Consider the following 11,663-nt stretch of genomic DNA (forward strand, 5'->3'; position numbering starts at 1 on the left):
ACTTAGGTTCAGGGACGGGCCATATCTGACTCGGCGCTGTTACCATGGCTCTTGCGTGGCGCTGTTTCGCCATTGGCCTGATACTCACGGCCTTTGGGCACTTCAACGTGAGCACGTTGATCCACCTGTGGCTTGGTTGTATCTGAGCCAACCATAGTGCTGAAGCGACTGACTCTTGGTGCGGCGCTTGCCTGGGTTGTTGCAGGTGTTGCTGCCGGGCTTTCCTTGGCTTCATTGCTTGACTGGCGCGCAGGGCGGCTGATAGCAGCCGGCTTGGCCATAGGGGCAGAGGCGGCGACGCTTGCCGATGCAGTTTCTGCCTTGGGCTTGGATGCAATCTCTTCAGCAGCTTTTGCCTTGGGCGCTTCGCTCGCTTTCTCTGCCGCTTTTGATGGCGCAGCTTCTTTTGCAACTTCAGCTTTTTCAGCTTGGGCTTCAGGCGCTGTCACTGGCTCGGCTTCTGCTGTTTTGGGCTCAGTTTTTACCTCGACTTCGGCGGCTTTTGCATCGGCAACGACTTCTACCTTGGCAGCGACCTCGGCTTGAGGCTTGGTCTCAACCTGAGCTTCGGCTGTTGCTTCAGCTTTGGCTTCAACCTGAGGAGCCGGCTTGGCAACAACTTGAGGTTCAGCTTGCTCTTGAGCTTTGTCGGCAGGCTTTGCTTGCTCAGCGGCGACTTCAACGGCAGCGGCAGGCGCTGATGCCTCGGCGACAACCTCTTCTTTAGCGTTATTTGCTACTTCAGAGGCTGCTTTTTCAGTGCTTGCCTTTTCAGTGCTTTCAGACTCTTCGCCTTCCTGTTCAGTACGGCGGCGACGCTGACCGGCTGCGCGCAGATGACGAGGGCTGCGGCGGCTACGGCGTTGGCCTTCACGTTTGGGCTTATCGTCTTCTTCAGTGTTCTCGATGGCTTCGGCATCACTTTGAACACCACTAGCTTGAACACTGGTTTCAGCGATTTGCTCAGCATTGGCAACAGGGCTGGCTTCGGCGCTTGCCTGAATGTCTTGTGACACCTCTGCGCCTTGGGCTTTAGTGGCAACCTGAGTTGACTCTTCACCCTTCAGCTCGGTAGCGGTTTCGCTCTTGGCTTCTGACTTGGCTTCAACTTCGGCTTGAACTTCCATTTCCTTGGACTCAGCCTGAGCTGCGGCAGGCTTACGACGGCTGCGACGCGGCTTGTCAGCTTGCTCGGCGTTATCCTTGGCATCGCTCTCTTTGGCGCGAGCTGGCTTGGCCTCGGTTTTTGCCTCGACCTTTACTTTAGATTTGGCCTGGGCACTGGCTTTCACTTCGGCGCTGGTTGCCTCTGCTGTATTGTCAACGGCTTCCTGTGCATCGCTGGCCTCAATGCGCACCTTACGACGCAGGTTGCGACGTTGGCGACGCTCACGGGCGGCTTCCTGTTTTGGTTCCTGCTCGCTTTCGTCACGGGCCTTGCTGCGGCTCTTGCGTTCATCTACAGCTTCTGACTTGGGAGCCTTGTCGTTACGGTCACCACGGGTTGGCTTGCCGGTGTCGTTTGCCTGACGCTTGTTGCTTTGCTCGTCTTTATCACGGGCAGGGCGCTCATTGGCGGACGATTTACGGTTGCGGCTGCGTGAATCGCGGTTACCGTCTTTGTCATCACCACTCTTACGACGTCTGTCGTTGCGGTCATTGCGACGGTTACGGCGGTTGTTCTGGCCGCTGCCTTCCTGATTGTCTTTAGTGCTCTTTTCCTGCTTCTTGTCGGCTTGTGGCTCGGAAGAGGAGAAGATGGCACCCAGGGCGGCGAAGAAACGGGAAATTATTCCGGGCTTGGCCGCTTCAGTCGTTGCGGCTTTGGCCGCCGGTTTGGCTGTCTGCGGTGCTTCGGCAGTTTCCTGCTTTAGAGGTGTAGCAAAACCACTCAAGGCTGGCTTGGGTGCAGCAGCACGTTCCAGTTTACGTGGTTCATACAGTTTGTTTTCCGGCTCTTCCACACGCTGGTAGCTGACTTCAGAGATCTGGTCGTCCTTGCGATGACGCACCACGCGGTAGTTCGGGGTCATCATGTGTGGATCCGGGATCACATAGACTTCAACATCATGGCGCTGCTCAGTGATGCGTATGGCCTTGCGCTTTTCGTTCAGCAGGTAAGCCGCGACATCCACGGGCACTATGGCCTCAATCTGAGAGGTGTTTTCCTTGATGGCTTCTTCTTCCATCAGGCGCAGAATCGACAGTGCCAGCGACTCGGTACCACGAATGGTGCCCTGGCCGTTACAGCGTGGGCAGATGTGAGCGGCGGACTCTTCCAGAGACGGACGCAGACGCTGACGGGACATTTCCATCAGACCGAAGCGGGAAATACGGCCCAATTGCACACGGGCACGGTCATGGTGAACTGCATCACGCAGACGGTTTTCCACTTCGCGTTGGTGTCTGACCGGAGTCATATCGATGAAGTCGATAACCACCAGGCCGCCCAAGTCGCGCAGACGCAATTGACGGGCAATCTCGTCGGCGGCTTCCAGGTTGGTGTTCAGTGCGGTTTCTTCGATATCGCCACCCTTGGTGGCTCTGGCGGAGTTGATATCGATAGAGGTCAGTGCTTCGGTGGGATCGATAACGATAGAGCCGCCGGAAGGCAGTCTGACTTCGCGCTGGAATGCGGATTCTATCTGTGACTCAATCTGATAGTGGGTAAAGAGCGGCACTTCAGATGAGTAGGGTTTGACTCTGTCGACAAAATCAGGACGTACCAGGGAGATATGCTGTTTGGCATCGGCATAAATTTGTGGGTGGTCGATCAGAATTTCGCCTACATCACGGCGCAGGTAATCACGGATGGCGCGAACGATAACATTGCTTTCCTGATGAATCAGGAAAGGAGCAGGGCGACTCTCGGCCGCTTCCTGAATCGCTGTCCAATGGTGCAGCAATACCTTCAAGTCCCACTGCAGATCGGCGGCGGCCTTGCCAACACCTGCGGTGCGGACAATCAGCCCCATGCCGTTGGGCACTTCCAGGTTTTCCATGGCCTCTTTCAGCTCAGTGCGCTCATCACCTTCTATCCGACGGGAGATACCACCGGCGCGAGGGTTGTTGGGCATGAGTACCAGGTAAGAGCCGGCCAGACTGATAAAGGTGGTCAGGGCGGCGCCCTTGTTACCACGTTCTTCTTTATCTATCTGAACTATGACTTCCTGGCCTTCACTGACCACTTCTTTAATGCTGGGACGACCCTGGAAGGAGTAACCTTTGGGGAAGTACTCGCGGGCGATCTCTTTCAGTGGCAGAAAGCCATGGCGTTCGGCACCATAGTCAACAAAAGCCGCTTCCAGAGAGGGTTCTACGCGGGTGATTTTACCTTTATAAATATTGGCTTTCTTCTGCTCATGGCCTGGGCTTTCGATATCCAGATCATAGAGCTGTTGCCCATCAACCAGGGCAACGCGCAACTCCTCGGATTGAGTTGCATTGATTAACATCCGTTTCATGATGACGTCATTCTTCTTAATAAGAGGTCATCAAACGTACTGGTCGCTGCATTACGGGCCTGGTCTCATTCGGGCGACGCCTCTCGGCGTTCCTCCAGGCAGGGAGGTGCGCATTGCTGTTAGACGCATTCGCTGCGTGTCGCATCCTATTTATGGCTTATTTTTCAATGATTACAAAAACAAGGAATTCGTTGTAAAACATCAACCAACCCCATAAATTCTTCAATAATAATCCGGTAATGCCGAAGTCGAGCCGTGTCGTTTGATGACGAGTTAACATTAACTTTCGAAAACAGCATAGTGGCGGCTTGAAAGTGGTCTGAATTTCGTAATTCCATCCAGGTTTAACCGTAAAAACAATTTTTTCAGTAGTGTTCTTTTATGTACGGTTTGCAAATCAACTATTTGCGACCTCGGAGGTCAGACATCGCTCAAGCGCTTTCCACTGTTCGAACCGTTCATAGATTGAGCAATGGCTCATCAATACGCAGGGTTCGCCGCTGAAATATAGCTGAATTCAAAAAAATCGGCAATCAAAAGCCTCAACATGTTGTACAATAGCGCGCCCCGAACCGCAACATAAGTGTTATGAATACCGAGACGCCATCACCCAATCAGCAAGTTCGCCTGGTGACCATTGACGAAGACAATGTTGGCCAGCGCATTGACAATTTTCTGCTCAGCAAGCTCAAGGGCGTGCCCAAGAGCATGATCTATCGCATAGTGCGCAAGGGCGAAGTCAGGGTCAACAAGAAACGGATAAAGCCTGAATACAAGTTGGCCGAAGGGGACCAGGTACGCATTCCGCCGGTTAGGGTCAGTGAAGAAAACTACCGCACGGCGCCTTCCGCCAACCTGGAGCGGGTATCGCGCCTAGAGGACAGAATTCTTTTTGAAGACAAGCATATTCTGGTACTGAACAAACCGGCCGGCATCGCCGTACACGGTGGCAGTGGTGTGGATTACGGCGTGATTGAAGCGCTGAGATCCCTGCGACCGCAACAAAAGTTTCTCGAGTTGGTGCACCGTCTGGATAAAGACACCTCCGGAGTGCTTTTGGTTGCCAAGAAGCGCAGCGCGCTAAAGCACTTGCATGACCAGCTCAGGCACAAGCAGATGCAAAAAGACTATCAGGCGCTGGTTCGTGGTGAGTGGCAAAAGCACGACAAGGTGGTTAAGGCGCCATTGCTGAAGCTGACGCTCAAATCGGGTGAACGCATTGTGCGGGTAAATACCGAAGGCAAGGCCTCGGAAACCCGCTTCAAAATTTTGCAGCGTTATGACGGTGCCACACTGGTGCAGGCCAGCCCGGTTACCGGTCGTACTCATCAGATCCGGGTACACTGCCAGTATGCCGGTCATCCTATTGCTTGTGACGAAAAGTACAGTGAGCAAAAGTTTGATGACAGTATGCGGGCACTCGGGTTGAATCGCTTGTTTCTGCATGCGGCGCAACTTAAGTTCACTCACCCTGACACAGAGACTGAAATGACAGTGCAGGCTCCTTTGGATCCTGAGTTACTTGAGTTGTTGGATAAACTTACTCGGGTATAGCAAAGAATAAGGAAACAGGCCATGAAGGCATACGAGCTGCTGATATTCGATTGGGACGGCACCCTGATGGACTCAATAGGCAAGATTGTCCGCTGTATGGAAAATACGGCAAGGGTAATGGCCTTGCCTATACCCTCGGAGCAGGCAGTACGTGACATTATTGGCCTATCTATGACAGAGGCCTTGCAATGCCTCTATCCAGCGGGAAGTGTTGGCGAATATCAGGCGCTCAGAGAGGAATATAAGCAGCAGTTCCTGCTGCTTGATACCACGCCTAGCCCACTTTTCAGTGAAACTCCGGCACTGCTGTCACAGCTGCGCAGTGAGAAGTATCTGCTGGCAGTGGCGACAGGTAAGGCAAGGGCAGGTCTTGAACGTGTACTGGGGGAAACTGGGCTTGGAGAGTTTTTTCATGCCAGTCGCAGCGCCGATGAGGCGAGAAGTAAACCACACCCGGACATGCTGCAACAGCTATTGGCTGAATTAAAGATAGCGCCTGAGAGAGCCTTGATGGTGGGTGATTCGGTACACGATCTCAATATGGCTGCCTGTGCCGGTATGGATGCCATAGGGGTCAGTTATGGCGCCCATAGTCGCGAACGCTTACATGAAGCAGCGCCCAAAGCTATTATCGACACGCCATTGGGGCTTTTACATCACCTATGATGCTTACGGGAATACAGTCCCTAAATAAAGTGAAGTGCAAGTTCAGGAATTGGCGGTTTTCAACTCCTGGCCCAATTGGGTACTCAGGTTATTCGCGTTTGGGGGCTCTGCGCTCAAGTTCTCTTTGTTCAGGTTCTTTGTGCTCAAGTCCTTCGCACCAAGGCTTCCGCTATTAAGATCCAATGGCTCAGTGCCCAGGCTGGATAAGGCCAGCGCCGACAGACGGGTGATGTCGTGGGACGAGACTATGACGCCGCAAATTTCGCCGGCATCATTGATGCAGGGTGAGTGTCGTACACTCATCAGTAACGGCGCGGCCAGATGCGGTGGATGCAACCACTGATTGGCTTCCAGCGTTTCGCCGTTAAAGGCCCGCTCAAGTAGCGGCCGGATCTTCTTCTCAAACACGCTTACACCGTGCAGTTCAGTAATATGCTTACCTATGATCTCCTCTTTAACGCGGTTGAAAAGCTGCTCATACCCTTTGGAGACCATACGGTAACAGTAGTCGGTACCGATAAATGCCAACAGATGATCTGTGGTGGCTATCATCTGCTTGTGCATGGATAGCTCGCGACTGACCAACATTCTGTGATATTCGAGACCGATACGCTGGGCCAAGATCCGGAAAAACTCTTTTGACTTGGCGCTTTCGGCCTGGGGGAGAGTGTCGAGTACAAAAATATGGCCGACCGGTTTGCCATCACTGCCGAGGATCAACTCGGCCTGATAACTCTGGGCGCCTATCTCGCGGATCATGGCAAAATGGGGAAATCGTTTCTGCAGATCACGGGCGTGGAGTATGTGAGTGCTGGTTTCCTGTTGTTGATAGAGGGACTCACAGGGAGAGCCGGCCAATTCAAACTCAAAAGCAGGCAGAGACTGTTTGTTGTCACAAAAGGCGATGATTTCGCCTTGGGAATTGTTTTTGAGTCGGCCAAAGCCGGCCCAGCGACATTGGGTCACCAAGGCGAGTGCGCGCAGTGCCCGTTGAAAAAAGCGTTTATCTGTGCAGGGAGCAGCCAGTAGAGCCAAGGCTTCTTCGGTATCTGTCATCTTTTCACTCTACAAGGGATCATCAAAAGAGATATGTTGATTAATTGTTATTAGTGTAGAGCGAAAGCCGCGCTGACGCACTTCAATTTACCTTGTTGTGATAAGATTCAGACCCATCCGACACCCGTATCATCTTGCATCACAGTGCCACATGTGCCTTGGCAAGTCTGTAGGAGGGAATAGGTACAGGTAAGAGGCAGCGCCTGAGCCTTCAGCTTACTGGCGCCGCAGCATCTCCCAATACTTTTATACCCTGACGGGAGAGCATTTCGATGAGCAGGATTAAGGGTAAACCTATTAGTGTGTTGGGATCCCGTCCTTCAAGGGCCCGAAACAGGGCGATGCCCAAGCCTTCACACTTAAAGCTGCCGGCACACCAGAGTGGTTGCTCGCGGCGAACATAGTCGGCGATTTCATCTTGGCTCAGGTTTCTGAAATGCACAGTGAAAGGTTCGACTTCCACCTGAGTTTGGCCGCTGCGGCTGTCAAAGAGCGCCAGCCCGGTATAAAAGGTGATGCTTTTCCCCGAGGCTGCCTGTAATTGTTTGCAGGCTTTCTCTTCAGTCAGTGGCTTGCCGACGATTTGACCATCAATCACAGCGACCTGATCAGAACCTATCACCAGAGCGTTGCTTAGCCGCTTTGCCCCGGCCTGCGCTTTGGCTGCCGCCAGACGCTTGACCAAATCAAAGGCGGTTTCTTCAGGCAGGGGCGTTTCATCCACTTCGGGAGCTACACACTCAAACGCCAAATCCAATTTTGCCAGTAGCGCCTTTCGATAGCTGGAGGTTGAGGCTAAAATCAACTGAGGTTCTGTGGGTGATACCGCAGCCTGGGTGCTGTCATCTTGGTGGGTCATATCTTGGTTCCAAAGCGATGTGGGAGCCGGATATTGTCGCCAAATTTGCCAATGCCTGGCAAGAGTGGCTTTGGGATGAGATGACTGGCTTTATTTTGCGCGGCAACGGCTTGTGAAGAGCTCTGTGCTTGGGTAGAATTCTGCGTCCGTCAATTTCGAACCCGTTGGAACAGGCCTATGATGGCTGGGGGCGCACAGGTTTTGTTTCCTTTGCGAGCCTCATCATCATTTTTCCTTTGACTCCGGCGGTTTCAAACTATAATATGCGCGCCTTATGCAAACAGTAAAGATACCGGTTTCAATTGATCCCATTCGTGCTGCGACCAGCCGCCTTAGCTATCAAGGTGTTGTTCCTGGTACGCAACTGAAGCGATTGAATGAATTATGTGCCGGCGACTGTTCCGATGTGACAGTGTCAATTGAGTGTGGTGTGGATTTACAGGGGATAGTCTACCTGAAAGGGAAGGCTGTGACGGAGCTCACTCTGCTATGTCAACGCTGCATGACACTATTTACCACAGAGGTTACGGTCGAGTTTAGTTTCAGTCCTTGCCGGAATGAAGCTGAAATCGATGAGCTCCCGGATGCGTATGACCCTATTGAGTGTAATGAAATTGGCGAAGTTCGTCTGCATCAATTGATTGAAGATGAATTGATACTGGCTATGCCCTTGATACCTACCCATGACGTAGATGAATGTCATACAGGTTCCAAGGATGTGGCTATAGGCGAGATTGAAGCCGCTCAAGAGGAGCGTCCAAATCCGTTTGCAGTGTTAGAAAAACTGAAGAGCAAGTAATCCAGGAGACAGATCAATGGCTGTACAACAGAATAAAAAATCTCGTTCAAAGCGCGGTATGCGCCGTTCACACGATGCACTGAGCACTGCTCAGCTGTCTGTAGACGCTACCAGCGGTGAACTGCATCGTCGTCACAATGTGACTGCTGACGGTTTCTACCGTGGCAAAAAGGTAATCAACAAGTAAGTTGTTGATTGTCTTATGACGAGTCTGACGCTTGCGTTAGATGCGATGGGTGGCGACCATGGCCCCCACGTGACTGTGCCTGCAGCCCTGCAGGCACTTAAATTATATCCAGATCTCAGGTTTATTCTGGTTGGTGACCAAGACCAGATACAGCCATATCTCGCCCAATCCGGGCAAGACATTACAGATAGAATAGAACTCAGGCATACCACTGAAGTGGTCAGTATGTCCGACAGGCCAGTGCATGCTTTGCGTTGCCGGCGTGACAGCTCAATGCGTCAGGCGCTGGATGCTGTGCATAGAGGCGAGGCCCAGGCGTGTGTCAGTGCGGGAAATACCGGCGCGCTGATGGCGATGGCCAAGGTGGTACTAAAGACGCTGCCGGGTATAGACAGACCCGCTTTGGTCAGTTGTCTTCCCACCATCAATCATAAGCCAGTCTATCTGCTGGATCTCGGGGCTAATGTTTCCTGTGATTCAGATACTCTGTTCCAGTTTTCCGTCATGGGTTCAGTACTCTGCGAAGCCGTGACCAAACAACCCAGACCCAAGGTTGCGCTGCTCAATGTCGGTAGCGAAGAGATCAAAGGCAACGATCAGGTGCAGCAGGCTGCCCAGTTGTTGCAACATACTCCTCAAATCAATTATCAAGGTTTTATCGAAGGGGATGAGATTTACCGAGGCAAAGTCGATGTGATTGTCTGCGACGGTTTTGTCGGTAATATTACCCTGAAAACTTCAGAAGGCATTGCCAGACTGTTGATCCATCAGCTTAAGGAAGGGCTGACCCGAGGCTTTTTTGTACGCATGTTGGCCAAATTATTGGCTCCCAGTATTCAAAGCGTGCTCAAACAGATGAACCCCGACCACTATAACGGAGCAAGTCTGATAGGATTGCGCGGAATAGTCGTCAAGAGCCATGGGAATGCGGATGAAACTGCCTATTTACAAGCGATTAGCTTGGCAGTCACTGAAGCAAGACGTCGACTCCCTGAGATGATCAAGCAGCGTCTCGAGTCGATACTTTTAGATATAAACAGCTGATTTCTCCTTATGCATACAAAAATTCTTGGAACTGGCAGTTATCTGCCGGCGCAGGTGCGTAGCAATCAGGATCTGGAAAAAATGGTGGAAACCAGTGACCAGTGGATTGTTGAGCGCACGGGTATTTCTGAGCGTCGGATCGCTGATGCCAGTGAAACGGTTGCCACTATGGGTTATCAGGCGGCGCTGAAGGCCATTGAAATGGCAGGCATCGAAGCCGGTGAACTCGATATGATTATCTGCGGCACCACAAGTGCGGCAAACGCCTTTCCGGCAGCTGCTTGTGAAGTGCAGGCCATGTTGGGGGTTCATACCATCCCGGCATTTGATGTCGCTGCCGCTTGTTCCGGCTTTGTCTATGCGCTGTCGGTTGCCGATCAGTTCGTGAAAACCGGTGCGGCCAAGAAAGTGCTGGTAATAGGCGCCGATGTGCTTTCCAGACTCTGTGAGCCGGAAGACAGGACCACCATTATTCTCTTTGGTGATGGTGCCGGTGCCGCCGTGGTGGGCGCCAGTGAAGAGCCGGGGATCATCTCTACCCATATCTACGCCGATGGCCGTCAGGGCGATCTGCTCAAATGTGCCTTTCCACCCAGAGCCGGAGAAACCTCCGAAGCCGTGGGCTTTATGACCATGAAGGGCAACGATGTCTTCAAGGTCGCCGTGACTCAGTTGTCCCATGTGGTGACAGAAACCCTGAGATTGAATAACGTCGACAAGTCAGAAATCGATTGGCTGGTGCCACATCAGGCCAATTTCCGCATTATTAATGCTACAGCCAAGAAATTGGACATGAGTCTTGATAAAGTGGTGCTGACGCTGGCCAAACATGGCAATACTTCAGCTGCCTCAGTGCCGATTGCACTGGACGAAGCGGTGCGCGATGGCCGCATCAAGCGCGGGCAACTCTTGCTGCTTGAAGCCTTCGGAGCCGGTTTTGCCTGGGGTAGCGCCTTGGTTCGCTTCTGATATTCAGTGCCTGCTTTCTTCGCGTAAGTGAGCGGGACGTCTCAATGCATACAAGTTGATCTGCCGGGCAGATCAGTGGACTCGGGCAGCGGCATCAGCTTTGCTGCCTGCAATCATAGGTAAATGAATATGGAAAACTTCGCTTTCGTGTTCCCGGGACAAGGTTCTCAGGCTGTTGGCATGCTTGCCGATCTTGCCGAAGGCTATCCGGTCGTGACCGAGACTTTTCGTGAAGCCAGTGAAGTACTGGGTTACGACTTGTGGCAACTGGTACAGCAGGGACCGGCCGAAACTCTTAACGAGACTGATAAGACCCAGCCAGCCTTGCTGAGCGCCAGTGTCGCCCTGTATCGCGCCTGGCAAGCGGCCGGCAAAGCCGCGCCCAGCGTGATGGCAGGCCACAGTTTGGGTGAATACTCGGCGCTGGTGTGTGCCGGGGTGCTCAAGTTTACCGATGCAGTTAAGTTGGTTGAACTGCGTGGTCAATTGATGCAGCAAGCGGTTCCTGCCGGAACCGGCGCCATGTTTGCCATCATAGGCCTGGATAACGACGCCATTGCCAAGGCCTGTGAAGACAGCGCCGAAGGCGCTGTGGTTAGCCCGGTTAACTACAATAGCCCAGGCCAGGTCGTGATTGCCGGTGAAAAAGCCGCGGTTGAGCGCGCCGCCGCAGCTTGTAAGGCAGCAGGCGCCAAAATGGCGGTTGCCTTGCCTGTGAGCGTGCCTTCCCATTGCGCTTTGATGAAGCCTGCCGCCGATAAACTGGCCAGTGCACTGGGTAACATCGAATTTAGCCAGCCGCAAATTCCCGTGATTAACAATGCGGATGTCGCCCAGCCACAAGCTGCCGCTGATATCCGTGATGCCTTGGTACGTCAGCTATACAGCCCGGTGCGCTGGACTGAAACCGTTGAAGCCATGGCGGCCATGGGGGTCACTGAGCTCTATGAAGTGGGTCCGGGTAAAGTCTTGACCGGGCTTTGCAAGCGCATTAATAAATCCCTTACTGCCAAGGCAGTCAACGATGCCGCTTCTCTGGCTGCATTGATCGAATAAGGAGCTTTT

General features: G+C 52.8%; 10 protein-coding genes. 7 read left to right on the forward strand and 3 right to left on the reverse strand.

The genetic code is table 11. From position 1 onward, the window contains the following. Positions 1 to 8 precede the first annotated feature (8 nt). Positions 9 to 3,464, reverse strand: a complete 3,456-nt coding sequence (gene rne / locus ON072_RS02885) for a ribonuclease E (RefSeq protein ID WP_261752466.1) — start codon at positions 3,462 to 3,464, stop codon at positions 9 to 11. 588 nt (positions 3,465 to 4,052) lie between these two features. Here rne and rluC point away from each other — a divergent pair. Beyond that, a complete protein-coding gene (gene rluC, locus ON072_RS02890; protein ID WP_054743938.1) occupies positions 4,053 to 5,018 on the forward strand; it encodes a 23S rRNA pseudouridine(955/2504/2580) synthase RluC in 966 nt (321 codons plus the stop codon). Between the two features lie 21 nt (positions 5,019 to 5,039). Further along, entirely contained in the window at positions 5,040 to 5,684 is a 645-nt protein-coding gene (locus ON072_RS02895) for an HAD-IA family hydrolase (protein ID WP_123116231.1), read from the forward strand. A gap of 42 nt (positions 5,685 to 5,726) precedes the next feature. Here the strand turns inward: ON072_RS02895 and ON072_RS02900 are convergent, their stop codons facing one another. Next, the gene (locus ON072_RS02900; RefSeq protein ID WP_144224831.1) at positions 5,727 to 6,740 is read right to left on the reverse strand and encodes a PAS domain-containing protein; all 1,014 of its coding nucleotides are present in this window, start codon (positions 6,738 to 6,740) and stop codon (positions 5,727 to 5,729) included. A 211-nt stretch (positions 6,741 to 6,951) separates the two neighbouring features. Beyond that, positions 6,952 to 7,599: a Maf family protein gene (locus tag ON072_RS02905; RefSeq protein WP_144168482.1), complete on the reverse strand. Its 648-nt coding sequence runs from the start codon at positions 7,597 to 7,599 to the stop codon at positions 6,952 to 6,954. A gap of 274 nt (positions 7,600 to 7,873) precedes the next feature. On the opposite strand from ON072_RS02905, the gene yceD reads away from it, so the two are divergent. The 5 genes from yceD (at position 7,874) to fabD (ending at position 11,654) form a co-directional block, all read left to right on the forward strand. Further along, positions 7,874 to 8,398 (forward strand): 23S rRNA accumulation protein YceD, encoded by a 525-nt coding sequence (gene yceD / locus ON072_RS02910; protein WP_025009545.1) that lies wholly within the window; start codon positions 7,874 to 7,876, stop codon positions 8,396 to 8,398. Positions 8,399 to 8,414: 16 nt separating this feature from the next. Then, positions 8,415 to 8,585 (forward strand): 50S ribosomal protein L32, encoded by a 171-nt coding sequence (gene rpmF, locus ON072_RS02915; protein ID WP_025009546.1) that lies wholly within the window; start codon positions 8,415 to 8,417, stop codon positions 8,583 to 8,585. 15 nt (positions 8,586 to 8,600) lie between these two features. After that, positions 8,601 to 9,629 (forward strand): phosphate acyltransferase PlsX, encoded by a 1,029-nt coding sequence (plsX, locus tag ON072_RS02920; RefSeq protein WP_025009547.1) that lies wholly within the window; start codon positions 8,601 to 8,603, stop codon positions 9,627 to 9,629. A gap of 9 nt (positions 9,630 to 9,638) precedes the next feature. Beyond that, entirely contained in the window at positions 9,639 to 10,598 is a 960-nt protein-coding gene (locus ON072_RS02925; protein WP_025009548.1) for a beta-ketoacyl-ACP synthase III, read from the forward strand. A gap of 129 nt (positions 10,599 to 10,727) precedes the next feature. After that, a complete protein-coding gene (fabD, locus tag ON072_RS02930) occupies positions 10,728 to 11,654 on the forward strand; it encodes an ACP S-malonyltransferase (protein WP_054743982.1) in 927 nt (308 codons plus the stop codon). Positions 11,655 to 11,663: the final 9 nt, after the last annotated feature.

Origin of the sequence: Shewanella sp. K8, from assembly GCF_028823715.1 — a bacterium.
Classification (GTDB): Bacteria; Pseudomonadota; Gammaproteobacteria; order Enterobacterales; family Shewanellaceae; genus Shewanella; species Shewanella algae.

Coding starts and splice junctions, on each gene's coding strand:
- rne (WP_261752466.1), bottom strand. CDS start 3,464: ATGAAACGGATGTTAATCAATGCAACTCAATCCGAGGAGTTGCGCGTT.
- rluC (WP_054743938.1), top strand. CDS start 4,053: ATGAATACCGAGACGCCATCACCCAATCAGCAAGTTCGCCTGGTGACC.
- ON072_RS02895 (WP_123116231.1), top strand. CDS start 5,040: ATGAAGGCATACGAGCTGCTGATATTCGATTGGGACGGCACCCTGATG.
- ON072_RS02900 (WP_144224831.1), bottom strand. CDS start 6,740: ATGACAGATACCGAAGAAGCCTTGGCTCTACTGGCTGCTCCCTGCACA.
- ON072_RS02905 (WP_144168482.1), bottom strand. CDS start 7,599: ATGACCCACCAAGATGACAGCACCCAGGCTGCGGTATCACCCACAGAA.
- yceD (WP_025009545.1), top strand. CDS start 7,874: ATGCAAACAGTAAAGATACCGGTTTCAATTGATCCCATTCGTGCTGCG.
- rpmF (WP_025009546.1), top strand. CDS start 8,415: ATGGCTGTACAACAGAATAAAAAATCTCGTTCAAAGCGCGGTATGCGC.
- plsX (WP_025009547.1), top strand. CDS start 8,601: ATGACGAGTCTGACGCTTGCGTTAGATGCGATGGGTGGCGACCATGGC.
- ON072_RS02925 (WP_025009548.1), top strand. CDS start 9,639: ATGCATACAAAAATTCTTGGAACTGGCAGTTATCTGCCGGCGCAGGTG.
- fabD (WP_054743982.1), top strand. CDS start 10,728: ATGGAAAACTTCGCTTTCGTGTTCCCGGGACAAGGTTCTCAGGCTGTT.